The following is a 24,892-nucleotide window of genomic DNA, read 5'->3' on the forward strand; positions in this document are numbered from 1 at the left end:
CACATCTCAAACGGCAATTTGAAATGCGGTAACAATCGAGTGACATCCACTCCCAATAAACTAACGTTAATTGTACCACAATGTTGTTACAATTTGAAGTGGATGTTACTCCCAATCAGGAGGAGCATATGAAAACACAAAAACCACGTTCTTTAACATCATTTCTACCAATGTTTGAGGAAATAAAAGATAACTACGGTATCGATATTTTGAAATATGACTCATTCGAAAGTTTTAGCGTCGATTTCTTTTCACTGTTAAACAATGATGTAGCAGATGTCCTCAATTTAAGGGGGGCAATGGCATGAATGAAAAGGAAAAAAGGTTACTAATGTTAATAAACGACTTCTCAGAATGTATTGGTGTCTCACCACCGAAAACGATTGACGTGGGGCATTGGTGGCAAGAGGCAGTAGAAAAAATGAGTGACTTTCAATTATTAGACTTAAAATGTTATGGTTTTCTATCCAAAAGTAATCAACCAAATATTAAGAGAATGAACCAGTTATTAATAAAGCAAATCGAAAAAAGGCAACTTTTGAACACTCTCGTATGAGGGTGTTTTTTCATTGAAAGGGGTGAGGAAAATGTAAAAAGTATAGTTAAATCTCTCCACATTATGTATATTTGTGTATGAGGAGGGATTATAATGGCTCAAAATAAGGTGATTGCTGGAGATTATGAAGGAAAAAACATAATGATTAGTCAGCAATCTTTATTTAGCAAGAATGAAGTTTATTTATTCACTGGATTTACTAAAAAGTTTCCTTTAAATAAAGAAACAGTATCTTCTTATGAATTGGTAACTGAAGAACATAGGAAAAGTGCAGTTAGCGGTGTAGGAAGAGGATTAGTTGGTGGAGCTTTACTAGGACCAGTGGGATTATTAGCTGGATTATCTGCTAAAAATAAAGGTACTCATACTTTAGTTATTGAGTTCGAAGATGGCAAAAGAAGTTTAATTGAAATCAATGAAAAAATTTATAAGCTGCTCATGCAAAAAATGTTTTAAGCGCTCCTAGTGAGTGCTTTTTATTTTACCCGAAAGGCGGTGAGAATTTGGCAGGAGCACAAACAACACTTTCTCTCCAAGACAAGCTAACTGGCCCACTTATGAAAATAATTAAGGCTATGGATAGTACAATTAAAGTAATGGAGAAAATGGACTCGGCTACTCAGCAATTAGACCAAAGAAGTCTAGCAAATGCAAGAAAAAATATTTCCAATGCTTCAGCTGATCTAGAACGTTTAAGAAGTTCTATGACGTCAGCAGGTAATGGTGCAGACTCAGCAGCTCGTCAACAGGAGAAATTTAACCACTCTCTTGGTGACGGGCTTTCCATTATCAAAAGCTATGCCAATGGACTGTTGGTAGCTGTTGGAGCTTATAAAGCTTTTAGTACAGCAAAAAGTTTTCTTGGAAATATGTTCTCAGAAGGTATACAGTTCCAAGCTTTAAAACAATCTTCACAAGCTGCGTTTACAACGTTTTTAGGTGATGCTGAAAAAGCACAAAAATACATGGATGATATGTATGCTTTTGCTTTAAAAACACCTTTTAAATATCCAGATTTATTGACGTCTAGTAGAAATCTAATAGCATTTGGAGTTGAAGCTAAAAATACATTCCCGATTCTGCAGGCAGTTGGTGATGCCGTTGCATCCGTAGGTGGAAGTAGTGCTGATATAGCAGATGCAACAAGTATATTCGGAACAATCCAAGCGCAAGGGAAAATAACAGGAGTAGAAGTAGATCGACTAACTCGCTTTGGGGTAAATGCATATAAAATGTTAGGAGAAGCAGCTGGTGTATCTGCTGATGAGATGAAAAATCAAATTTCTAAGGGTACTGTAGGAGCAGATCAAGCTATTGGGGCTTTAGTAGATGGGATGAACAAAAAATTCAAAGGTGGTATGGCTGGGGTTAAAGGTACTATTCTAGGAGCATACGATTCTTTAGGTTCCGCTATAAGAAATGCTGGTGATAAAATGGTGGATCCGTACATCGAACCTTTAACAGCAGGCATTAAAGTCGTTACAGATATGATAAAAAAAATACCTCAATATATTGGTCCAGCGGTTTCAGCTTTTCTCCCATTAATCAATATGTTCAACGATACATTTAGTGGTGATCGCTTTAATGGCATTTTCGCTGCTATTGGTGCCTCTCTTACATTTATTGCTAACATTATATCGTGGGTAGGGCAAGCTGCATTATGGGTAGCTCAAATATTTGCAGATAACTGGTCTTGGATTGCGCCAATAGTTACTGTCCTTGGAGCTGTTCTTGCTGTAATTGTGGCTATTCTAATAACCAAATACACCATTCTTGGTCTTATTCGACTTGCAACTCTTGCCTGGGCTGCTGCTCAGTGGGCGGTCAATGCGGCTTATCTTGCAAACCCTATTGGTATTGTATTGCTTATTATTGTAGCGATTATCGCGCTTGTCATCTACGCAATGGTAGCTTGGGCCGAACAAACAGCCATGGTAGTAGGCGCTATTGTCGGTTCTGTTTACTGGCTTGGTGCAGTGATTTACAACGTTCTTATGGGAATTGGGAATTTCGGTATCATGGTCGCCGAATGGTTTGTAAACACATGGAATCAAGGGATTTTTATGGTTCAACTTGCGTGGATTGCACTCAATTTACTTGTCCGGATTATCTTTGATGCTATAGGTAATGGAGCACTTAGGACAGCTGAATTTTTCTTAAATAAGTGGAATGATGCTGTTTATGGAGTACAAATGGCGTTTTATGTGATGCAAAAAGGTATTCTTACCATTATGAGTAGTGTAGCTTCTGGCGTCGTTGGAACTGTGAATCATGCACTAAGCGCATTGTCTACATTAATAAATGGTGCAATTAAAGGCATTAATTCACTCATCAGTCTTATCAATAATATTCCTGGTGTCAATATTGGCGAAATTGGTAGCGTGGACTTTAAAGCAAGTACAGCTGCTGTTGATAAGTTAAACGGTATGAAGGATAATCTCGCAAAGCCGACTAAAGCTGCTCCTGTGAACCTTGGCTCCTTTAATACAGCAGGAGCTTATATGAAAAGCGTAGAAATGCCTACGGCTCCGCAACAGGCTTCTTTCAATCGATTAGAATATCAGAATCTAGGAGAAGCGTTTAGTAAAGGACAAAAGACAGGGTATAATTTGTCGATGAAGGCGAGCGACAAATTATCAGGTGTGATTGATAAAGCAACAGGCTTGATGTCTGGGAAAGATGCAGCTAGTTTAATGACACCAGGAGAAGTTCCTACAGGAGCATATGATCCAACACTTGGTGGAGCAACAGCACCTGGAGCAGCAGGAGGGGAAAATACTAAAGGACCAAAAGGTGGCAGTGGAAAAAGTAAAAACCCTACAGGTGGTAAACTCGATTCTATCGGTAAAATAAATGAAGATATCAATATAGCTGATGAAGATTTAAAACTATTATTAGAGCTTGCTGATAGAAAATCTATAAAGGAAGTAAATATAACATTAAGCCCATCAGTTACATTTAAAGATGTGACGGTTCGAGAAGAGGCAGACGTAGATATGGTTATTGCTAAAATCAATAAAAACTTTGAAGATGATATGGCGAGAAGTATAGAAGGGGTGGTGACGTGAGGGGAATCTATTTCAGTGCGAAAAATGACTCAGAGGGGTTTCGCCTCCCAGTTAACCCTGAGGATGTGAATGTGAAGAACGCGGGCGATGGCGAAACATTCAAGATTGCAAAACTAGGATCAGTAAACGTTCCAAAAGACGTTGAGCTGAAAGAGTTTGATTTTGAATGTTTTTTTCCTGGACAAGATTATCATTTTCCAGAAACGAGCTTTAGGGAGCCATCATTTTATATAGAAAACCTTGAAAAATGGATGCGAGAAAAAGAGCCTGTTCGGTATATCTATGCTGATGGCTCTTTTTCAATTAATGAACTAGTAACAATTGAGTCCTTTGTATACAAAGAATCGTACGGGAGTTCGGATGTAGATTACACTATAGCTTTAAAAAAGTATGTACCGTTTGCTCCTAAAAAATTAAAAGTTTCACAACCTAAACCAGCAACGAATGCTTCAACAAATATTCCTAAACAGGCAGTTAAAAAAGATGTTCCGCCGCCGCAAAATAAGAAAACTGTCCCACAGACATACACACTTGTTAAAGGTGATAGTTTGTGGAAGGTAGCTCAAAAATACACGGGCAATGGGAACAACTATCTTGAGCTTGCCAAACTCAATGGGATTAAGCCAAGTCAATACCGGAAACTTCCGATCGGGCTAAAATTAAAAATACCACCTTCATGGGTCAAGTGAGGCGATTCTGTGGAAATTTTAATTGATAATCGTATAGGTGAAGTATTTGAAATACCGGTTAAAAGTTTTGATTGGAAGACAGAAAGAATTGGAAAGGCAAGTGTCTTTGAAGCGCAGCTGTATAATGACAAACCTTTAGAATTTCCGATAGAAAGCGGAGCGGTCATTCGTGCTACTGAAGGCAATAAAAAGATTTTTTATGGTTTCGCATTTGAGGATGGAGTCAAGAAAAGCGGAGATATGTCGTTTAAAGCTTATGATCAACTCCGGTATATGAAGAATCAGGACACTTATGTTATCCCATCATTGACAGCTACAGCAGCCATAAAAAGAATTTCCAATATGCTTAATTTAAAAGTTGGTACCTTTGAAGAGACAGGATACGTAGTACCAGGAATCGTTGAGGATGATAAAGAGGCATTCGATGTCGTATCAAAGTTTCTTGATGCTACCTTAATAGCAACAAACAGAAATTATATACTGTTTGATAATTTCGGAACACTTGAATTAAGGAACATTTTTAGTTTGGTAATACCAGCAGACGACTTCTACATTGGTGATTGCAGTCTGCTTTTTGATTATGACTATTCTAAATCAATAGATAAAGAAACCTACAACCGTATTAAATTTGTTCGTGATAACAAGAAAACAGGAAAACGTGAGACATTTATTGCACAAGATTCAGCAAATATAGCGAAATGGGGCCTCCTTCAACAGTTCAGAAAAGTCGACGAAAATATGACCAATGCTCAAATTAAAGACTTAGTAGAGCGATCGATTAAAGTCCTCAATAAAGAGACCAAAATACTTGAGCTTTCGTGTTTGGGTAATTGGAAAGTTAGAGCTGGTCGTATGATTTATCTATACATCGAAAAGCTTGGAATTAAAGAATATTTCATGGTTGATGAGTGTACTCACAAATGGCAAGAAGGTATTCATACTATGGAGTTAAAAGTGAAGGTGATTTAATGTACGACAATATAAAGAAGGTAGCTGTGAAAGCAGTTGAAGCAACTAATCCAGTCAACGTCCTTTATGGGACTGTAGAAAAAGCAAAACCTTTGGAAATTCGTATACACGAAAAGTTGAAGCTGACAGAGGAATTTCTTGATGTTGCCGAACATTTAACTCGGCATGAGAGGATTGTTTCTATCGATTATTCCTACCCAAAAAAATGGCCAGAATCAGTTATAGGAGATTCGTTGAAAGACACTAGTTCTTCTGAAGGCTACACAAAATTTGATATGAAGTACGCCAAAATGGTTTTTGAAAATGGTCTGAAAAAAGGTGACAAAGTGGCACTGCTTCGAGTACAGGGAGGACATCGTTTTTTTGTTATCGATAGATATAAGAGAGGTGAAGAAGTATGGTCCTACCAGTAGGTAATATTACTGTTACAGAAGACTTTGAAGTGATAAGTGAAGCCAAACTTACTACTAGAACTTATAAATTAGATTTTGAACGCGGTAGATGTGTAGGTTTCATTGATCGTCGAGAAGCAATGGAACAAGCCCTTAGGAAAGTACTTCAAACCAAACGTTTTGCACATCTGATCTATTCGGATGAATACGGTTTTCAAAATATGATTGGTGAAGACCGTTTATTTGTTCGAGAGGAACTGCCGAGACGAATTAAAGAAGCTTTGTTGCAAGATGAACGTATTACTGCGATCGAAAACTTAAAACTAGATTTTGAAAAAGATGAGGCTTTTGTGAGCCTAACTGCTATAACAATCTATGGTGATGCTGATGTTCTAAGGGAGGCGATTCCGTTTGTTTGAACATAAAACTTTTGAGAACATTATGCTGGAGCTGTTAGATCGTGTACCAGATGATGTTGATAAAAGAGAAGGATCAATTATATATGATGCTTTAGCTCCAACTGCTATGAAAGTTGCTGAGGTATATTCAGATATGGATGTTCTGCTTCTTAGAACTTTCGCAGCTTCAGCAGACGGAGATGATCTAGAAAAACGTGTAAACGAACATGGTGTAGAAAGAAAGCCTGCCGGAAAGGCAATTCGCCGTGCATTATTTACAGATGGTGATGGTCAACCTCTTGATATAGCTATTGGTAGTCAGTATCGTTTGGACTCGATTGTTTATAAAGTATTGGAACGTATCGATATAGGCGAATTTAATGCTGAAGCTCAGTCATTTGGGGCAGGCGGTAATAAAGATTATGGAGAAATGTTACCCATAGAGCCAAACGATAAATTGGGTAAAGCTGTATTAGCTGATGTTATAGTCCCAGGTGAAGATGAAGAATCAGATGAATCTCTATATCAGAAATATACAGAGCATATTCGAGAAAAAGCTTTTGGAGGTAATCGTGCTGACTATAAGAAAAAGCTTATGGATTTACAAGGTGTTGGAGGTGTACGTTTACGACGTGCACCTAACGGCGGTGGCACAGTAAAAGCTGTTATCATTGATTCTGATTTTAATGCACCTACACCTGAATTTGTCCAGTATGTACAAGAGCTTACGGATCCCATCGAGTTTAAAGGTGAGGGTTATGGAACAGCGCCGATAGGTCATACAGTAATTGTCGAAGGTGTTGAGGTTGCATATGTAGAAGTTGAGCTCGAACTAATCTTAAACGGTGTAACATTAGGACAAGTCGAAGAACAAATAAATCAAACACTCAGTGATTACTTTGCTGAGCTTCGAGCGAATTGGTTTAAGGATTTAGACATCATTGTTCGAATTACTAGGATAGAGTCAAGGTTATTAGAAATCGATGGGATAGAAGATATTGCATCGACGATATTAAATAATATTGCTTCTAATATTACTCTGAATGAGGAAATTCCTGTACTTACAAATGTGACAATCAAGGAAGTGAGTACATGACAAATGCATTTTTAGCTGAACTGCCCGCCTATTATAGAGACATAAGAGAGTTTCGCGAGTTATCAGAAACAGTCGCAATTGACTGGGATAAACTTGACGAAGCTCTTTTTGGTATTGAAAATGACCAGTTTATATTGACCTCTAGCGAGGCTGCTATCGCTCTTAGGGAAAAGGATTTCGGAATCAGACCTGATCTCAAAAATGAAACTCTGAAGTTCCGTAAACTTAGGATATTAGCTAGGATGCAAGAAAATGCACCGTATGTATTGGAGTATTTAATTAAGATTCTTACAGACTTGTTGGGTAAAAATAAGCATCAAATTCTGCTAGACATTGATAATTTTGAGATGGAAGTCGCAGTCAATGTTGAGCAAATTATTTACTATAACGAAGTAATTCGAATAGTTGAACGTATCGTTCCTTTGAATATTGAATTAATGACTACGATTCTTGCTTTAAAAGAGTGTCTATTTATTATTGGAGGTACGTATGCATGGCATCTTAATTATAAAATTTGTGGTCGTTTTAAAACAGCTCAAACACATGGCGTACTTGGGAAAGAATTAATTGAAGTTACAAGTAGCCCTTATGGTTTTATTACGGATACACGCATTTGCGGTCGATTTAGAGCAGGAGGTGTAAGGATTGAATGAGTTACAACCATTGATGATAGATTTAACCCAACAATTTTTAAGTAATCTTGTTGCAGGTGCCAAGGTTACTATTGATGGTGTCGTTTACGACAAAGAAATATATCAAACAAGCAAAAAGTACGGTTTACGGAAATATGTGAAACTTTCAACAGAACAAGGATTGGTGACTCGTGCAGCATTAGTTGATAGATACGGCAGAGAACTATATGTAAAAACAATGAACTATCAAAAAAAAGCACAGGGATATGTTATCGCATTTCCTCTCCATCTTGATGCAAAGGAAGTGAAAATAAATGGGTAAGTTGATGAACGGTGAAATTCCATTAAACTTTAAAATCAATCCGTATGACCGCACTCAATGGCATGATGATGTTGTTGATCCAATAACAAGCGAAGTAATTGAAGATGGCACCCCTTTTATGTCTGAGTATGCTAACAATTTTGAGTGGGGCATCTATAACGCGTATCGTTATTTAAATGAAATGTATCGTCAATTGGAGAGAGTGCGCATACAAATGGAACTTGATGGTCGTGTACCAGGTAACAGCGGAACCTTTGTTGATTCACTCGATGGCAGCACTAATAAAATTATTTTAGATAAAGCAATGACAGATATTATCGAGGCTGTAGCAATAGGTACTACTACTTTAAAAGTGGCTAGTGTTGATGGTTTTACACCATTTACGCAAGTCACTATTTTTGATGATGTAGCTAGTGAGGACGTTGTTATCACTGAGGTAGGTGCTGACACTATCAAGGTACAAGCTCTTACAAACAACTACAAAAAAGGCGCTAAAGTGGCTCGTAGTAATGTCATGATTGATACAACTAATGCTGAAATGGGTGTCGGTGATTGGCAGACGTTCAAAGTTGAATTAGTGGAGGTGGTTTAGGGTGGTTAAATATTATTATGATAAGTACGAGGCTAAGTTAGCAAAAACCCTTTTGAAAACTTTTACAAATGTCTCAGAAGAAGATCCGTCTTCATTATTTAGGACGTTGTATCCAGGAGTTGCCGGAGCTGATCTTTACGAAACTTTAAAGAACGATCCGTATTTAACTATAGAAAATAAGAGTCCGTATACCCTGGGTCAAGGTCTTATTTATTACTTATACGAAAGCGTTTGGGGCAACACCGAATATTTCTTCGGTTTTTATGACGCTGATCCAAACGAAAGTATGGTCGGTAGCGTGCAAATTGATGCCAGTTCTATAATTTCGTTTTACTTATATGGTGTTAGATGGGCAGAAAAAGACAAATTAACTTATCAACGTGGCTCTCTTGTTCAATCCAACATTCAGGCAGAAAATGGGACATATCCGGCAAACGGACGACACACAGACGGATTTTGGTATGTAAGAAGTGGCTTAGTAAATACAGCACCGACACAACCAGGAGCATTTACACAGCCCAGCGGAACGCTTGAAACTGGTGACTCAAAAGTATTTACAGTCGGTGCGTCAACCGATGCAGAAAGTAATTTATCTAAATACATTTGGGAAGTTTCTGTTAATAACGCTATATACTCAAAAGCTGGAGAAACGACAACATCGAACTTTCCATACACAATACCTAATGCGACAAGCTTAAAAATGCGTGTCAAAGCTGTCGATTCAGGTGGATTAGAAAGTGCGTATCGCGAAAGTTCGCTATTCACTGTAACTAAACCTATTTATTATTGGAGTAAGTATAATGTTAATACGAATGTAACGTACATCGAACCTACATGGGGTGCAGAACGCAGTGGCTATGATTCAGAATTTACCGGTAAGGCTAAGAGTTATAGTTGGAATTCTAGTACAGGAAAATTCGTGTTAAGCGGTAGTGTATATTCAAGTAGTGAAACAGTGTCCGACGGCATGTACGCATACGCAATTTTCGGAACGGAATTGTATAGATATAAATGGGATTACGGTAACTATCCGGCAAACAATTCCGGCGGAAAGTATGCTGCATACAAAAACTCGTCAGATGCTTCTACTAATACAACTACTACCAAAGGATCACTAGTACAATCTAACATCCAGGCAGAAGAAGGTATCTATCCAGTTGATGGACGACATACTGACGGGTATTGGTATGTCCGTGGTAGTCGAGTGAGTCAATCCATCGCACCTCCGTCGCCATTTACAGAGCCAATATCAGGAAAGAAATTCAAGCCTGGTGAAACTGCTAATATTACATTTGGTGCTTCCAGTGCTGCTAATGTATCGTTATACGAGGTAGATCTCAGATACAACAGCACCGGCACATGGTCGCAATTACCTTACAACAACACGCTTATTCGTAGTTGGACTATTACAACGAACAAATCATTAAAAACAATAGAATTTCGAGTACGAGCAAAGAATACAAGTAGCGTTTATTCCGACTATGTTTATTCAGAGCCTTTCGTAATCGAGGATAACGTTGCTCCTACTGTGTCTTTAACTAGCCCGACAGAAAACGTAACACTGTATGAAAATGACATTTTAAACATTGCAGGAACAGCCTATGATGCTGATTCAGATCAATCAGTTACTATTTACTACCAAATAAATAGCGAACAACGAAAGGTGTTAGCTACAAATATAAGCCAAACGCAAATTGCACTGTCTAAGCAGCTAAAATTCAAAGGTAGTAAGCTATATGATGGTGATACGGTTCTCACTGGTATTCTAACTGATGGAGTAGCACAAAAGTTAAAAGTATGGGCCACTGACAGTGAAGGGGCTTCATCTATTATTATTGAAAAATCATTTTATGTTGTACCTAACAGAGCACCATTGCTATCGATTGATACTGTTGTGCCGTCCGGTGTAGTGGATAACGATAGTTTTAAAATTAGCGGTAATGCAACGGATCATGATGAAAATTCTACTTTAAAGGTAACGCAACGTATCAATTCCGGAAACTCAGTTGAAATTTACAGTGGTACAGGAGGAGTATGGGAATTTGAAGTAGCTCTAGCGCAGCTAAACGTCGGTGAGAATGTCATTGTCGTTGAGGTAATAGATAATTACGGTGCTAAGACTAGCAAAACGATAAAACTAAATAAAAATGAAGTGAAAACACCCATTTTGCAATCTGTTGCACGTTATAAAATCGAACCACCAAAGGGAACTGCAAAGGGTGTTTTGTTATTTATTGAACGTGACAGAGAGTTGGATTTAAAGGTTGAGTTGTCGATGACTTTAGCTGGTGAACAAGAGCAGTATGAAACACTAACACCAGAAGGTACAGCACCAATGTCATACGACGATAACATAGTAGAAGATACATTTTATTATGAAACAACAGAGCCGAAAGATAAAATCGTGTTGAAACTGTCTACTACACGACCAGATGCTACTGTTAATCATAAAATCCACTTAATATCGGGAGCTGTAGAGTGATGGAATATAAAAAACGTAATAAAGATGGCACATATGGCGAACCAATCAAAATTGGAACAGGGTTGAGTATTGATGAGCAAGTGGCTTCACTTGGGGAACAATTAGCGCAAGAAAAAATCAAAGGGATTCAGAAGGATTTACTTATTAATAGCCTTGGTGAAACAGTTACGCAATTAAAACTAGAAGTAATGGCTTTGAGGGGTGGTGAGGCATAATGCAATTTTGGCAAATAGCATTTATGTATAAATGGGTGACAGCTGCACAGTTGCGATTAGCAGTTAAAACAGAAGCTAATCCTTTCGGTGAAATTACACCTAAACAGTATGAAGAAATAACAAAGCAAGATTTTGAAACGCAAGCAGAAGCTTAGCGTTATTTTTATTGTCAAAAAATTTAGTAGGGAAATTCTCTGATAGTTATGTTATTATATTTCTAAAATATACCATAATTAATTGGAGTGAATTTGATGGGTTTTACACAAGATATAATTAATGAAGTGAGCATTCCCGCTAATATCAGAGATAATGCAAAGACTTGTATTATGTGCGGTAAAGAAGTAAAAAAGGGTGGATTTTGGGCAACTGATAAAGAAATGCACCTTTTTTCAGTATGTAATTCGGATCTTTGCATTAAACAACACGCAACTTGGTTAATTGATGTGTTTTTATCAGATGGTAAAAATGTAAGGGATTTTGAAACGAAGGATAAATTCATGGAATTTATGGAAGAACGTTATAATAGAAGTGCAAGTCACGAAAAGAATAAATAATTTTTTAGCACTTTCAATTAAGTGTGCCTTATGCCTTCCACAGATTATTGTGGAGGGCTTTTATTATGCAGAAATAAGGAGTGACATTATGGGAGGAATGGATTTGGATTATTTAGAAGTAGCACATTTATATTTATTTGGTGGGGTGAAATTCCTACACCTGTTGTTATTGTTAATGGGATTAGACATTTTAACAGGGATTTTTAAAGCCATTAAAAATGGTAACCTGTGGAGCCGTAAATCACTTTTTGGCTACGCTCGTAAGTTATTAGTTTTAATCGTTATAATCACAGCAAATATAATCGATCAAGTACTGTCGTTAAATGGGACACTCACATTTGCGACAGTGCTTTTTTATATAGCAAATGAAGCTTTAAGTATCACAGAAAACATGGCGCAATTAGAGGTACTTATCCCAAAACAATTAGCTGAAAAGTTAAAGGTCATTGAGTCTCAGTCGGAAGAACATTTTACAAATGAAATGCTGAATGAACTTACAGGAAAAGACGTTGATAAAGAATTGAAGAATAAAAAGGATGGTGGACAATAATGATTACAATTCGTAAAAAATTAGTACCTGATGTACAAGCAAACAAGGTCTCTTATGGTAAAGGAAATGCTAAAAAATACATCGTTGTCCATGAAACAGATAATACACGTTCAGGAGCCGATGCAGACGCACACGCACGTTTACAATATAACGGTAATAGCCGTTCAGCTTCCTGGCATTACACAGTTGATGACAAAGAAGCCGTACAATCTTTTGAACATGCTTGGAGATGTTGGGCTGCAGGAAGCACAACAGGCAACAACCAAGGGATACAGGTAGAGGTTTGCGTTAATAGTGATGGTAACTATCAAAAAGCAATGCTGAACGCTGCGGAATTAGTAGCTAAAATCATGAAGGATGAAGGTATTCCAATTAGTAATGTTGTTCAGCACAATCATTTTAGTGGTAAGAACTGTCCTAGTCAAATGCGTGCTGGAAAAGTAAGTTGGTCACAATTTATTACAATGATTAAAGTATCAAGTGGCAATACAACACAACAGAAGCCTTCCACAGATACTAATAGATATCGTGTCTTAACAGGTACTTATGCTACAAAACAAGCTGCTGAAAATGTCTTAGATGTATTAAAACATCGTTTTGGTTGGGTGGCATATATCGAGCCCGATGAAGCTAAATGGCGTGTTAAAACAGGAACTTTTTCAGGAATGGATGCTGTACAAGCTGGGGCAAATAAAATTAAAACAGCTAAATTAGCACAAGTAACAAATATAGTAGCTGAATAATATTAATGACCAAGATAGCTTAATTGCCGTCTTGGTCTAGGTTCATTAAAGGTATTTAAAAAATTTGATAAATGCATCAAAAAGAGCAAAACCAATAACAATAACAGAGATTACCACCATAAAAATTAACCAACCATAATATATTTTATCCACTAGACCTGTATCACTTTTATTTTGGACTTGTTTTTTCGGATATTCCTCGCACTCTTCTTCCTTAATCGTATTACAATACTCACATATTTCAATCACAGCCCCATCTCTATCTACTTTCTTAAATGGATTACTGGCTAAACAATTAGGGCAATTACTCAATTATATTCTCCTCACTAACCTTATCTACTAATTACCATTTTAGGAAATTTAGCATGAATTGTATATATAAAATTAGGCAATAGTAACCGAAATCATGCTACTTAAAATTTATTCCTGTAATTTTCACTTGCCAAATTACAAACGTCTGTTCTAAAATAATACAAACGAATGTTCTTGTATGAGGAGTGGAATTGTATGTTGAATATTGAACAGCGTCAATTATTTCATAAGTTTGTGATTTTAGATATGGCGATTCAATCATTACAGCGTGATTTCAAAGTGATAGAAAATCTTAAAATGAGTAAGGTCTACTTGCCAATTCTCGAAAAGCTTCTAAAGGACATAACGCAAGATTATTACAACACAAAGAGGCTGTTAGCCAAAGATAAAGTTAGGGTAGTAAAATGGGAAAAGATAGACGAATACTTTAGTGATGTACATGTAGCGACAGCAGGGAATGATGTTGTTCTTCGATATGTCAATCAAAACGCAGGTTGAAAATTTATTATTAAGTCGCCAAAATAAAGACTAGGCGCTCAATTAAAAGTGAGTACCTAGTTTTATGCATTAAACTTCTAATTCATCATGTTTTTTCTTTTTAGGAATGATCTTCTTAACAATTATAACGGCTTCATCTATCTTCTCTTCAAACATTAACTTTATAATACGCACTACTCTTTCAGTTTTCTCCATAACATACAGAATAATAATTCCTCCACTAAACGTATAACCCACAAAATCAATGATGTCCATGAGTCATCTCCTTATAGTTTTAGTAATCGATAAATCTGACGAATCTTCATTTCACCTAAATGAAACATGAATTTAGACAAGTACTATTGCATGAATCTCCTATTTCCAAGCGTCACACGAATAAGTACTGCTGCAGTAGTGGTTGGTGTTATATCGAGAGCGAAGGCCAACACGCTCATTTAAAGAAAACAGAATATTACTAGCTTTAAGCGAATGAAAGTTATAAAGAAGAGCTATTTTCAAGTTTATTTAATTAACATTTCCACCAAAGAATATAAAATTTATTGTTAATTTTGTGGTATATAGTAAAATTAAAGAATAAATTAATAAGGAGGTTTCAATAATGGAGAAACCAGTAGAAGAAAGAATAATAGATTCATTAAATATTTTAGAAGCTTTTTTAAATAATAATAACGATGCTAAAAAACATATCGAGGATTTTTTTAAATTAAATTTTCAAGAAGAAACTTTTGTACCTACATTTGAAGGAATTGATGAAATGTATGGAGAAGATATTAGTAGCAGTCTCTTAAGACTGTTTTCGTTTCCTAATAAATCACTTGAAATCATTCGGAATGGTACATATGAATTTGAAGAATTTTATAAATTATTAATTCTGAAATTTAAATCACAGTTTATACGTCAAAGACAAATTGTAGAGACTGGACGTACTTCAGTATTGAAAATTTCTGAAGACATTATACAAAATGTTTTTAACTATACTATGCAAAGAGCAGATAATACATATTTTGATTTTAAAATTTCTCATGAAAATCAGATTGGAGTCATAAATTACTTTATTAATGTTTTAAATGCACATATTGCAAACTCGGATAATTTAGAATTAGGGGATTTAAGAGATTTCATTATTGATTTCCAAGAATTACAAGAGTCTGTTGATGAATTACACTCTAATATTAAAAACAAGTTAGAGGAAATGACTATAGAGGAAATGACTAATGGAGAAGATTAAAGATAAACAAAGTTTGGAGAATAGTTTAAAAGTAATAAATGAAAAAGAAATTTGTTTAACAGTTCTGAGTGGTGGGAAGACTAAAGACACAAATGTAAATCGAAAAAGGTCTTATTCAGTAGCTAAAACCGAATATGATTTGGAGGAAAATCTCGAATCTGTTCAATTTAAAGCAAAACCAAACATAAACAATCAAATTCCTAGTACTTTTGAAGTTTCTTCTGATATATTTAACTTAATCGGTGATTTAAAAATGGGGAATACAAGAAAAAGTGAACCTCCTATTAATGGAGGAGGTGGGGGTGGTGGAAATGACATGGAAAAACGTTTAGATACACTAGAACGAAAGACGGAACAAATTCAAGTCAATCTTAATGATGCAGTGAAAAGTTTAGCAGTCATTGAAGAAACACAGAAAAATGGCGCAACTAAAACTGATATACTAGAATTGAAAAATGAATTAATTACAGCAATCCATAGTATAAATACAAAAATATCAGAATTGTCCAGTACTATTCCTAAAGAAGACAATATTAAACAAATTATTACTACAACAACAAAAGAACAGAAATTAGCCAACGAATCATTTGTAGAAACAAAAATAACAACACTGGCAAACACTCAAATCAAATGGATAATTGGTACAGCTATTACCATAATTGGTGCTGTATTTACTATAATAAAGGTTTTTGTTTAAACTAATATAAGCCCGTAGCTAATAAAAAGTAGCTATGGGTTTTTTTATCAAAAGAGAGATCTATTGGAACAGAGTATCCTCGTTTTCGACTAAATCGCTACTAACTCATTAAGAATTGCAAAGACTTGTATTAAATTTAGAAAATAAATACCAAACATAATAGCAAACACAAAAGGGTGCCCACAAGGTGCCTGAAATAATATAAAACTAGATAAATAGATAAAAACAATCTAGTAAGTTTTTAATTAATAATAGTTTAAACAGCTTTACATCTAATATTTATAGAAGTGCATAAAAGTATAGAATTCTATAACCACAGCCTTCTAAGCCGTCGGTCGGGGGTTCGAATCCCTCCTGGGACGTCCAGTTTTATAACGTTATATCTAGAGAAATAAGCACTTTCGCTTATGATTCAATTTTACAGTACTCGGTCAGTCGAGTTTCTGTACTAAAGAATTGTATGCGGAGGTGCTTTTTTCTTTGTCTAAAAAGAAGGGGATATTTGATATCCAAATTGAACAACCGTTAATTCAAGTTAAAAGGCATGAAGAGAAACGGAATGACTTGCAAATTGAACAAGCATTGACTGTGATTTTAAAACAACTTGAAGTAGGTGGTTGCCGTGAAAGAACGTTATATGATTACCGTACAATTGTTCAATATTTTATTAGAGATACTAAAGTGAAATATCTGTTAGATATAACGAGTGACATTATTTATTCATGGTTGGAACATATGAACGTCGCTAATACAACTAAATTGACACGTTTAAAGTGCTTCAAGGCATTTCTTGGTCGTTGTTTATAATGGTTGGTTTGTTAATAAGTTTTGGAGGTCAATCAATATCAAAGTAGATATGGAAATCAAAGAAGGTGCAACGGATAAGGAAGTGAACTTACTACTATCTGTTCTTGACTATACAAAATTTATTGATTTATTAAATGCTGTGGCTAACTTACTGATGTATCGCTGCGGATTACGGATTGGAACAATATCACGTATGAGAGAACAGCACGTTGATTTTGTTAATCAAAGTCTACAACTTGATGGAGAAGTTATGAAAAAAACTTTACCGATAGATGATCAAATGACTTATTTATTAGAAGTAATGGTGAAGCAAAACGACTGCTGAACAGATGTTAAAAGCTATTGAGGAAATGAGTAACAAGGAAAGGAACGCATTACTTTTAAAAATGGCTGGTAAATACTTTGGATATAACCTTACAGGGGAGGACGTACAAAAACTGAACTACGAGGCGTTTCATGGGGATGGCGAGGATTGTAATGGCAAATAAGAAGGCTATTAGCTATAGCCTTTTTATCCCCAAAATATATTACCAAAAAGAATGGTAAATATTTATGATTCTATCTTACCTTTTTTCAACGAAAATGATCGAGTAACGGATTTATTATATGCTGAGATAACAACCTTAATTTGTCTACTGTATTGAGTTTCTGATGTGAACTTTACTAATCCATCTGAAGTAATATTTAAAACATCTTTGAAAGGTTCTTCAATAATGTATTCCATTTTAGCGTTAGAAATTAGGTCCTCTGATGAGTTATCAGAGAATGTAGCTATGACCTCTAATTGGAATTCCTCATCCAACTTTAATGCTTTATTTTTTTTAAAGTTAGTTTCTAATTTAATACATGGTTTACCACTGTTGAATTCAACTAGTTTCTCCCAATCGATAGATCCGTCTTCATTGCAAAACTCAATAGTAAAGTCACGTGTAAATCGATTGACTGCTGCACTAAAAGCATTTTGATAATCTTGTAAGTGTTTTTGAGGCTTATCTCCTATTAAATTGATAATTTCTATGTAGAAGTTTGGATCACCAGTTAACTCTTCCCAAAATAATTGACCAGCCAATTCAGTTACTTCGCTTGTGTCACTTGTTGTCTTCTTCCCATAACCATATCCTATTATTGGTTGGAATACCATACCTCTTTTGGCGACGCGTTTTTGCAGAGAACGGAAATTCTCAATTTGTTTTTTTCTACTAGATGCGTTAAAAACATTAGTACCACTCTTAACTGCAATAGCTTGATATACATTGCCTTTCGTTCTTCTTACGTCAACGCCTTCTGAATCAGAAACAATACCATTTGAAACTTCTTCTGCAAGTACCTCGAAAAAAGCATCTCCAAATATACCTTCGTCGCTGCTGGACATATATGCAGATAAAATCTCTTTTATTATGTCATTGGCATTTTCCATTCCTGTCGCTTTATATAGATATGGATTTTTTCTAGACAATGCTTCTTTAAGCTTAAGTGTGTTGATTTTTTCGATTCGTCGACGATAAAAATTGTTTAAAAGTTCATCAACTAGACTTTCTAATTCAATAGTAAACATTTCAATACCTCCTTTAAAATAAAAAAAACGGTCTAATTCTATAATAGTATAGAATTGACCGTCTCGCCTAATTTTTTTATAGATTTTCTAGTGCTAATAAATGTTGTGCTATGGATTCACCAATTACTGTAGCAAGACGAACCGGAACCGCATTACCTATTTGGGTATATTGTTGTGTTAAAGTTCCGTGTACGTAATAATCATGTGGGAACTCTTGAATAGCTAGGTATTCTTCTATGCTTAATGGTCTATCCTCTAAAGGATGACCTAGAATAGTACTTTTCTGTTTAGGTGAAGTAAGTAGAGTAGGGGAAGGCTTATCTAATTTAATTCTTCTAAAATAACCTACTTTACCACCGCCTGAATTATATGCACCACCCATAGCTTCTTCTACTACATCGTTAGGAAGATCCCTCCAATTTCCGCCACCTAATGGAATCATACGCATGTAGTGTAATTGCTTTTGTGAATAGTTAGAATATGTGTGGTTGATTATATTAAGATTGGAGATTGCATCGTTAAACGTTCTCCATCGAGATAGCCCATTTTCTCCATTCTCATTATGTGTAGGTGAAGGGAATCTGAAATCAAGGTTCAAATCATTTCTTACACCAATTACAAAAATACGTACCCTCTTTTGAGGTACACCATAATCAGCAGAATTTACTTCGTGTATTGAGATATTATAATTAGTAAGTTGATTTAAGAGGTAATCTAATGCACTACCTGGTAATTCATCTTCTTCTAATGGAGGAAATTCCCCACCCCGTTGGTTAAGTGGTCTGTGTCTCAATGCAGCAGAAAGTAAACCTTTAACATTCTCTAATAGAAAGAATCGAGGGGATGCTTCATTAACTAGACGAACAAACTTTAACATTGCTTGACCTCTTTCATCTGCAAAAGCTTGTCTATTACCTGCAGTAGAAAAACTTTGGCAAGGAGATCCACCAAACATTAAATCTATTTCATCGTTAGGCCCTAAATTGGCTTCATCTCTAATTCTTTGTACTGTATATTCCATAATATTTCCTTGACCTACATTTTGATGACCGTTACGTCTCAAAGTTTCGCAATAAGTCTCTTCTAATTCTAAAGCTAGTCTTATATCAAAACCTGCCTGTTCTATACCTAAATCTAATCCTCCGGCACCTGCAAAAAAGGATATAGCTACCATTCTTACACCTCATTAAATTCTATTGATGTTTATCAGTATATCATTTTAGCATGTTTCGGTCCAGCTTTGAAAAAACTTGTTTTTAGGGGAAGTAAATTTATTTTTGGTTTGCTGAGATTGAACCAAGCCTGTTTTTATTAAGCTATTTTCTAAAAGATTGTTGCTATTCAATTAACGACCCAATTTAGTTGAAGAATAATTTAAAGATTTCAGTGAAAAATACTCATTAATTAAATCTATATTAAAGGAGTGTTCGATGAAGAAAATTCTAGTAATATTATCTTTTGTTCTTCTTAGTATCCATATTAATAACCATCAAGTGGTTACGGAAAAGCCACCGAATGAGAACTTATACAAAGATGCTTTGTTAACATTAATTTCAGGAAATCTTGATGCCCAAAGTGAACAGCCTGATTATAAGCTTATTTATGATACTTTAATTACAACTCTATTCCCCTCCATAGATAAAGAATGGCTATCCCAAACAATTTGAGGATGCTAAAATTCTGAGTATTACAAGAGAGCATGAGGGCAGTTTTGATTTTAATGCAGCAGTCCAAGTAACAACATTTGAACATGCACATGACCCTCCTTATGGTAAGGAAAAAATGACTTTTAACATAAGTCCATTTGGGGTTAAAACCATTAGCTTTCAACATGAGGGCGATAAATTAGAAAAGGATATAAATGAATTTTATAAAGCAACATTTTCAGATATAAAACAGTCTTTTAATTTGAATTTAGGGTCTTACTCTTCTTACACATACAATCAATTGCAATACCAAGCTGAAATAAATAATGAATTTAAATCTCTTTTTAAAATTGCAGAAGAAATAGTAAACAACATATTGCTTCCTGAGAGAAAGATACCCAACAAAAATGTTATTGACCCTGTAACCTTTATAAAAGACAACACAGGTTATATGCTCTTTAAAAAGTCTGATGGGACAAATGTAAATTATAAAGTACAAAAGAAAATTGGTAATTGGATAGTAACAGATAAAAATAGTAAACAAGGTAAGAAGATGGATTATATAATACCATGGTATGTATGGAAAAAAACTAAGCCTACTGATTAATTCAGTTAGGCTTTTTTAATAATATAGGACTTGCATCTTCATCTATGTAAGTCCTTTTGTTACGCTAACTTACAGCTCAGTAACAACGATTAGACAACCTATAAAAATGATTCCTCTGCTTCACTTTCAAAGCTCACAAGCTCTTAAACACTCCTAAGACCACGCTACGATTGCTCATGAAAGCTAGCTCAAAGTTGAAGCCCTTTAGCACCTTTCGTATCGCCTGCGGTAACAGCCAATCTTTTTTGTTAGCCATTCACATTCATCTATCACCAATATTTGTAAATGTGTTACACTTGACCAAACAATTGATTGTTCAGTTATTTAACTAACAGTGTAGTTTAGTACAATGAAACAAAGGGGGTGAATTTTGTTAAAAAAGTTATATTTTGTTTTTTTAGCATTAACTATAATATTAGGTCTTTATGGATTTATTACAAATAATTTTGAGTTAAATTTTTTAATGTTATTCTTTATGGGTTTAGCAATGCTAATTTGGGGATTACGTGAATTTCAACAAGGACGTAAAGTTTCTGGTTGTTTGTTTATTGGAGTCTTTTTATTTTCATTGTTTGTTTCAATTCAGGGTTTCTTGTTAAACTAACTGAGTGCTTTACTTCAATAAGGAGTAGAGCTTTTTTCTACTTAAACTAATGGTGCAGTTTAGCGACAGAAGTTAATCTCTTTAGTAATTTATACAGTTGGATCTACGTCAAGATTGTAGACACACTCAAGTTAATTTTTTGTGTTGCGCAACGTCCATTTTTGGAGTGTTCCACATCCCGAGTAGACCGTCAAAGTGAAAAGAGCCTTTGACCGCCTACTCGGGATGTAGAGCGGAAAATGCATGGAGGTTGGGCCGAAAATGTGGAGGGGTAGATTTCTTTGTCCCCTTTTTACGCTGCTGCTCGGCACATTATCTCATATGCATCGGGTGTGAAATAACCAATGCTACCATGGATTCGCTTGCGATTGTACCAGCCTTCGATGTACTTAAATAAAGCTACACGTGCGGTTTCAAAGTGGCTGTAGCGCGTTCGGTATACTTCTTCTTTTTTGAGTGTTGCGTGAAATGATTCGATGCACGCATTGTCATATGGGCAACCTTTTCGACTGAATGATGGGACCATTTCGTATTTCTGTAAGCGCTCGCCAAAAGCTTCACTTGTATATTGAGAACCTAAATCCGTGTGTATAATGAGTCCTGGCGCTGGATTTTGCGCAGCTACTGCGTTATCAAGTGCTTCTAAGACTAGGTCAACCGTCATTTTACGACCAAATTTATATCCAACAATTTTCTTTGTATGACAATCTAATACCGACGCCAAATAACACCAACCATCATTTACTGTGTGGATATACGTAATATCTGCCACCCATTTTTCATTGATGTTTTCGGTTGTAAAGTCTTGTCCCAACACGTTTTCACGCTCTTCAACTGGTTTCTGCGTTGGCGTCGGACGGTACTTTTTTGTAATGTTTGAACGAATGCCTGCTTTTCTCATAATTCGTTGAACGCGATCAATACTGCCTGTATAGCCCTCTTGTTTAAGGATTTGAAATATTTTCGGTGCACCATAACGGTCGTCACTTTCCTTATGAATAACGCGAATACGAGCGAGTAGCTTTTCATTGGCGACATGGTAGCTGTTCGGCTTTTTGTGAAATGATTGATAATACGTACTTTTAGGCATTTTTAAAATGCGACACATCAATTGAACGGGTTTGATGCTCGCTTTCTTTTGTAATGTGGTCGATTAGTTCTTGGTCTTCTATTTTTGCGCGAATATGGTCATAGCCTTTTTTAGGATATCTACCTCTTGTTTTAAGCGAAGGTTTTCCTTCTGGATAGCAGCTACTTCAGCTGCAGTTAACTCCCCAGTTCCTTCAATTGGAGAATGGAGTTTAATCCATTTATAAATTGTGACTTCTGACACACCATATTCGCTAGCTAGTTGATTGACCGGTGTACCCGAACGATAAAGTTCGACTACTGTTTGTTTGAATTCTTTATTGTACTTTTTTTGACTCATGGTCGGACACGTCCTCTCTTATGTTCAATTCTATTGATTTAACCGAGGTATGTCCACTTATCTATAATACATCCAAGTTTACTATCTATATTTATTATTAGTTAACAAACAAACGGTATATTCTTTTATAAGACATTAACTATTAAGTAACAAACTTAGTCTTTTAGATAGAAAATTAGCAATGTAGGATATATCTCCCTCTTTTATCTATAGCAGGTTATAATTAGAGATAATTAACTTATACAAAGGAAGCGAAAATATGGCTAACCATGACTTTGGAAGTCCTTGTGATTGTAGAGAATGTAGAACTACTATGTTTAGTGTACCTTGTCCTTCTTGCGGATTTGAAACAACGGTTTCTTATGAAAGTGGAAGTAACGGAATAAGTATTGATAGAAAAGGAATACGTGATTATGACTTTATAGAGAATACATCAAAAGCTCATATATTGAATTGTTTTAAATGTGGGTTTGAGATAAAAGATGTATCATATTACGAAAAAGTTGAAGATAGAATCAACCAAACAAGATTAAATGAACGGATTTGTGAAGAGTGCGGAATTAAGGGATTCAATAACAATAAATTGCGTAAAGTGCAATATAAAGAAATAAACGGAAAATTAACATGTATGGATTGTTTTGAAAAGAAGATAAAGAGTGAATTTCCTGACCCCTCAACTCCTGATAAAAGATTTATACTGAATTTAGATAAACTTCAATATGAACTTCATGAAGTCCGTTTGCTATGTAAAGATTGTGGAAGGAAACACTGGGTAAAGGCAAATGAACAATGGAAAAAACAATGTTTATCCTGCTATATAAAGACTAAAGAAAACGAAAATAGAAAAGGCATTGTTAATGATAAACTTACGGGGATAATGAAAAAGTTAAAAAATGTTAAGAGTTAATTCTCTTGGCTTTTTTGTATAGACAGTATATTTCAAAATGTTGCAATGGGGAAAGGAATAAGACTGGCGGTTATAAGTGGGTTTATTCAGATAAATATAAATTGTGAAGAAATGTACTTAAAGTAACGGGGTGCTTTAGTTAAAGATTAACTCTGTTTTTATGTTTTAACAGCAACAAGCTTTTAGAAAACAGCCTTTATTAAAATTTAAATCGTCATTGCAGCTAGTGCTAGCGATTACGAGAAACCTTGTGGAAATTACATTTATATATTTGTCTATTTAACCTTCGTTTAATAGACGATTGGAGAAAGGGGCACAAATTAACGTTTGTGTCCTATTTTTTTATTGTTTTCGTCTATAAACTCGTCTATGATGAAAAGTATATAAAACGTATGAGAAAATAGAAAAAGGGGGGGAAATGGATTATTCAACTAAAGAAATCATTATGAGAGATTAGTAGTTCAAACACAGTGTAATTCTACAATGTTTAGTGGACCATTGCAGTACTTTAATTTAGCAATATACAAAAAGGGCAAATACATAAGTAAATAGGGAGTGTGTTATATGAGTAGAATTATTGGATATTGTCGTGTAAGCACAGAAGAACAGAATTTAGATATGCAGGAGCGAGCAATTCAGAATTACGGAGAGCAAAAAGGATTGGAACTTTTACTATATGTAGAAAAAGTATCAAGTCGTAAGAATGAAAGAATAGAATTATTCAATGCAATGAAAGCAGCAACAAAAGGTGATTTATTTGTTGTTTATAAGTTAGACCGCCTAGCTAGAAGTACAAAGGAACTTTACGAGCTTACAGACCAATTAAAAGAAAAAGAAGTAGAGTTCGTTTCGGTACATGACTCATTTGATACTTCAACACCAACTGGTAAAGCTATGTTTGGTATGTTAGCTGTTTTTGCGGAGTTCGAAAGAGATATTATTCAGCAACGAACTAAAGCAGGATTAGAAGCTGCCCGTAAACGAGGGAAAATAGGTGGAAGACCAGCAATTGACGAAAAAATTAAGAATCATGTAAGGGCATTATTTGAAGCTGGAGAAAGTGCAACTGATATTGCAAAGGAATATGGAATTGGTAGGGCTACAGTTTATAAGATTATTAATGAAGGGAGTGTATAATAAAATTAAGCTTTTATATATGTTTTTTTTACAAATAGAGGGATGTAAGTGGTAAAATATACAGAAGCAAACTTTAGGGAATGTGAGAACTAGTTAATATTGAAGTGTCTGGAATTCAGAAAAATGAAAAGATAACTTTAGAGTTATTAGGTAGCCTGGAGGGTGAATAATAGCTTACTAAATAGTCTTTTAAATAGCTCTAATGAT

Annotated in this window: 32 protein-coding genes and 2 pseudogenes; 29 read left to right on the forward strand and 5 right to left on the reverse strand. The window is 35.3% G+C overall.

Translation table 11 applies throughout. The features are described 5' to 3' along the window. Positions 1–128: 128 nt before the first annotated feature. The 18 genes from ACIPKN_RS01370 to ACIPKN_RS01455 all read left to right on the forward strand — a co-directional run bounded on the left by ACIPKN_RS01370 (position 129) and on the right by ACIPKN_RS01455 (position 13,258). On the forward strand, positions 129–308 hold the full coding sequence (locus ACIPKN_RS01370) for a hypothetical protein (protein WP_400932690.1): 180 nt from the start codon (positions 129–131) through the stop codon (positions 306–308). After that, positions 305–556, forward strand: coding sequence for a hypothetical protein (locus tag ACIPKN_RS01375; RefSeq protein ID WP_400932692.1), 252 nt, complete (start codon positions 305–307; stop codon positions 554–556). Before ACIPKN_RS01370 ends, ACIPKN_RS01375 begins: the two co-directional genes overlap by 4 nt. A 93-nt stretch (positions 557–649) precedes the next feature. Further along, entirely contained in the window at positions 650–1,012 is a 363-nt protein-coding gene (locus tag ACIPKN_RS01380; RefSeq protein WP_400932694.1) for a hypothetical protein, read from the forward strand. A gap of 47 nt (positions 1,013–1,059) precedes the next feature. Next, positions 1,060–3,624, forward strand: coding sequence for a tape measure protein (locus tag ACIPKN_RS01385; protein WP_400932696.1), 2,565 nt, complete (start codon positions 1,060–1,062; stop codon positions 3,622–3,624). Then, positions 3,621–4,313, forward strand: coding sequence for a LysM peptidoglycan-binding domain-containing protein (locus ACIPKN_RS01390; protein ID WP_400932698.1), 693 nt, complete (start codon positions 3,621–3,623; stop codon positions 4,311–4,313). Before ACIPKN_RS01385 ends, ACIPKN_RS01390 begins: the two co-directional genes overlap by 4 nt. Positions 4,314–4,322: 9 nt before the next feature. After that, positions 4,323–5,282: an XkdQ/YqbQ family protein gene (locus tag ACIPKN_RS01395; protein WP_400932700.1), complete on the forward strand. Its 960-nt coding sequence runs from the start codon at positions 4,323–4,325 to the stop codon at positions 5,280–5,282. Next, positions 5,282–5,695, forward strand: coding sequence for a DUF2577 domain-containing protein (locus ACIPKN_RS01400; RefSeq protein WP_400932702.1), 414 nt, complete (start codon positions 5,282–5,284; stop codon positions 5,693–5,695). Before ACIPKN_RS01395 ends, ACIPKN_RS01400 begins: the two co-directional genes overlap by 1 nt. Beyond that, positions 5,680–6,093, forward strand: a complete 414-nt coding sequence (locus tag ACIPKN_RS01405; protein ID WP_400932704.1) for a DUF2634 domain-containing protein — start codon at positions 5,680–5,682, stop codon at positions 6,091–6,093. The genes ACIPKN_RS01400 and ACIPKN_RS01405 overlap by 16 nt, the downstream gene beginning before the upstream one ends. Continuing rightward, positions 6,086–7,168, forward strand: coding sequence for a baseplate J/gp47 family protein (locus ACIPKN_RS01410; protein ID WP_400932706.1), 1,083 nt, complete (start codon positions 6,086–6,088; stop codon positions 7,166–7,168). The genes ACIPKN_RS01405 and ACIPKN_RS01410 overlap by 8 nt, the downstream gene beginning before the upstream one ends. Continuing rightward, on the forward strand, positions 7,165–7,821 hold the full coding sequence (locus ACIPKN_RS01415) for a putative phage tail protein (protein ID WP_400932708.1): 657 nt from the start codon (positions 7,165–7,167) through the stop codon (positions 7,819–7,821). Before ACIPKN_RS01410 ends, ACIPKN_RS01415 begins: the two co-directional genes overlap by 4 nt. Next, entirely contained in the window at positions 7,814–8,122 is a 309-nt protein-coding gene (locus ACIPKN_RS01420) for a hypothetical protein (protein WP_400932710.1), read from the forward strand. The genes ACIPKN_RS01415 and ACIPKN_RS01420 overlap by 8 nt, the downstream gene beginning before the upstream one ends. After that, positions 8,115–8,714, forward strand: a complete 600-nt coding sequence (locus ACIPKN_RS01425; RefSeq protein ID WP_400932712.1) for a hypothetical protein — start codon at positions 8,115–8,117, stop codon at positions 8,712–8,714. Before ACIPKN_RS01420 ends, ACIPKN_RS01425 begins: the two co-directional genes overlap by 8 nt. Before the next feature lies 1 nt (position 8,715). Continuing rightward, the gene (locus tag ACIPKN_RS01430) at positions 8,716–11,196 is read left to right on the forward strand and encodes a hypothetical protein (RefSeq protein ID WP_400932714.1); all 2,481 of its coding nucleotides are present in this window, start codon (positions 8,716–8,718) and stop codon (positions 11,194–11,196) included. After that, positions 11,196–11,411, forward strand: coding sequence for an XkdW family protein (locus ACIPKN_RS01435; RefSeq protein ID WP_400932716.1), 216 nt, complete (start codon positions 11,196–11,198; stop codon positions 11,409–11,411). Before ACIPKN_RS01430 ends, ACIPKN_RS01435 begins: the two co-directional genes overlap by 1 nt. Then, positions 11,411–11,566 (forward strand): XkdX family protein, encoded by a 156-nt coding sequence (locus tag ACIPKN_RS01440; protein ID WP_400932718.1) that lies wholly within the window; start codon positions 11,411–11,413, stop codon positions 11,564–11,566. Before ACIPKN_RS01435 ends, ACIPKN_RS01440 begins: the two co-directional genes overlap by 1 nt. A gap of 96 nt (positions 11,567–11,662) precedes the next feature. Further along, positions 11,663–11,965 carry a hypothetical protein gene (locus ACIPKN_RS01445; RefSeq protein ID WP_400932720.1) on the forward strand — a complete coding sequence of 101 codons (303 nt, stop codon included), beginning with the start codon at positions 11,663–11,665 and terminating at the stop codon, positions 11,963–11,965. A gap of 88 nt (positions 11,966–12,053) precedes the next feature. Beyond that, complete coding sequence (locus ACIPKN_RS01450) at positions 12,054–12,515, forward strand: phage holin family protein (protein WP_400932722.1); 462 nt, start codon at positions 12,054–12,056, stop codon at positions 12,513–12,515. Continuing rightward, positions 12,515–13,258 carry a peptidoglycan recognition protein family protein gene (locus tag ACIPKN_RS01455; protein WP_400932724.1) on the forward strand — a complete coding sequence of 248 codons (744 nt, stop codon included), beginning with the start codon at positions 12,515–12,517 and terminating at the stop codon, positions 13,256–13,258. Before ACIPKN_RS01450 ends, ACIPKN_RS01455 begins: the two co-directional genes overlap by 1 nt. A gap of 45 nt (positions 13,259–13,303) precedes the next feature. Here ACIPKN_RS01455 and ACIPKN_RS01460 read toward each other — a convergent pair whose 3' ends face one another. Further along, the gene (locus tag ACIPKN_RS01460; RefSeq protein ID WP_400932726.1) at positions 13,304–13,570 is read right to left on the reverse strand and encodes a hypothetical protein; all 267 of its coding nucleotides are present in this window, start codon (positions 13,568–13,570) and stop codon (positions 13,304–13,306) included. A gap of 195 nt (positions 13,571–13,765) precedes the next feature. On the opposite strand from ACIPKN_RS01460, the gene ACIPKN_RS01465 reads away from it, so the two are divergent. After that, on the forward strand, positions 13,766–14,068 hold the full coding sequence (locus ACIPKN_RS01465; RefSeq protein WP_400932728.1) for a YhjD family protein: 303 nt from the start codon (positions 13,766–13,768) through the stop codon (positions 14,066–14,068). 69 nt (positions 14,069–14,137) lie between these two features. Here ACIPKN_RS01465 and ACIPKN_RS01470 read toward each other — a convergent pair whose 3' ends face one another. Beyond that, positions 14,138–14,323 (reverse strand): hypothetical protein, encoded by a 186-nt coding sequence (locus tag ACIPKN_RS01470; protein WP_400932730.1) that lies wholly within the window; start codon positions 14,321–14,323, stop codon positions 14,138–14,140. 343 nt (positions 14,324–14,666) lie between these two features. On the opposite strand from ACIPKN_RS01470, the gene ACIPKN_RS01475 reads away from it, so the two are divergent. The 4 genes from ACIPKN_RS01475 to ACIPKN_RS01490 all read left to right on the forward strand — a co-directional run bounded on the left by ACIPKN_RS01475 (position 14,667) and on the right by ACIPKN_RS01490 (position 17,125). Next, on the forward strand, positions 14,667–15,296 hold the full coding sequence (locus tag ACIPKN_RS01475; protein WP_400932732.1) for a hypothetical protein: 630 nt from the start codon (positions 14,667–14,669) through the stop codon (positions 15,294–15,296). Continuing rightward, positions 15,283–15,993, forward strand: coding sequence for a hypothetical protein (locus ACIPKN_RS01480; protein WP_400932734.1), 711 nt, complete (start codon positions 15,283–15,285; stop codon positions 15,991–15,993). The genes ACIPKN_RS01475 and ACIPKN_RS01480 overlap by 14 nt, the downstream gene beginning before the upstream one ends. Positions 15,994–16,473: 480 nt before the next feature. Next, entirely contained in the window at positions 16,474–16,800 is a 327-nt protein-coding gene (locus ACIPKN_RS01485; protein WP_400932736.1) for a hypothetical protein, read from the forward strand. Continuing rightward, positions 16,784–17,125, forward strand: a complete 342-nt coding sequence (locus tag ACIPKN_RS01490) for a site-specific integrase (protein ID WP_400932738.1) — start codon at positions 16,784–16,786, stop codon at positions 17,123–17,125. Before ACIPKN_RS01485 ends, ACIPKN_RS01490 begins: the two co-directional genes overlap by 17 nt. A gap of 225 nt (positions 17,126–17,350) precedes the next feature. On the opposite strand, the gene ACIPKN_RS01495 is transcribed toward ACIPKN_RS01490, so the two are convergent. Continuing rightward, positions 17,351–18,355 carry a PmeII family type II restriction endonuclease gene (locus tag ACIPKN_RS01495; RefSeq protein ID WP_400932740.1) on the reverse strand — a complete coding sequence of 335 codons (1,005 nt, stop codon included), beginning with the start codon at positions 18,353–18,355 and terminating at the stop codon, positions 17,351–17,353. Positions 18,356–18,431: 76 nt separating this feature from the next. Continuing rightward, entirely contained in the window at positions 18,432–19,529 is a 1,098-nt protein-coding gene (locus ACIPKN_RS01500) for a DNA cytosine methyltransferase (protein WP_400932742.1), read from the reverse strand. 256 nt (positions 19,530–19,785) lie between these two features. On the opposite strand from ACIPKN_RS01500, the gene ACIPKN_RS01505 reads away from it, so the two are divergent. From ACIPKN_RS01505 to ACIPKN_RS01520, 4 genes and pseudogenes are all read left to right on the forward strand, one after another. After that, positions 19,786–20,022, forward strand: a complete 237-nt coding sequence (locus tag ACIPKN_RS01505; RefSeq protein ID WP_400932744.1) for a hypothetical protein — start codon at positions 19,786–19,788, stop codon at positions 20,020–20,022. A 19-nt stretch (positions 20,023–20,041) separates the two neighbouring features. Beyond that, positions 20,042–20,131 (forward strand): annotated as a pseudogene (locus ACIPKN_RS01510) (hypothetical protein); the annotation flags it as partial. Positions 20,132–20,137: 6 nt separating this feature from the next. Continuing rightward, entirely contained in the window at positions 20,138–20,608 is a 471-nt protein-coding gene (locus tag ACIPKN_RS01515; protein ID WP_400932746.1) for a hypothetical protein, read from the forward strand. Between the two features lie 370 nt (positions 20,609–20,978). Then, positions 20,979–21,212 (forward strand): DUF3953 domain-containing protein, encoded by a 234-nt coding sequence (locus ACIPKN_RS01520; protein WP_400932748.1) that lies wholly within the window; start codon positions 20,979–20,981, stop codon positions 21,210–21,212. A 292-nt stretch (positions 21,213–21,504) separates the two neighbouring features. On the opposite strand, the pseudogene ACIPKN_RS01525 reads toward ACIPKN_RS01520, so the two are convergent. Then, positions 21,505–22,641 (reverse strand): annotated as a pseudogene (locus tag ACIPKN_RS01525) (IS3 family transposase). A 259-nt stretch (positions 22,642–22,900) separates the two neighbouring features. Here ACIPKN_RS01525 and ACIPKN_RS01530 point away from each other — a divergent pair. After that, positions 22,901–23,548, forward strand: coding sequence for a hypothetical protein (locus tag ACIPKN_RS01530; protein WP_400932750.1), 648 nt, complete (start codon positions 22,901–22,903; stop codon positions 23,546–23,548). Positions 23,549–24,112: 564 nt separating this feature from the next. Continuing rightward, complete coding sequence (locus ACIPKN_RS01535; RefSeq protein WP_400932752.1) at positions 24,113–24,685, forward strand: recombinase family protein; 573 nt, start codon at positions 24,113–24,115, stop codon at positions 24,683–24,685. Positions 24,686–24,892: the final 207 nt, after the last annotated feature.

This window comes from Lysinibacillus sp. NPDC086135, assembly GCF_044746345.1.
Lineage (GTDB): Bacteria > Bacillota > Bacilli > Bacillales_A > Planococcaceae > Lysinibacillus.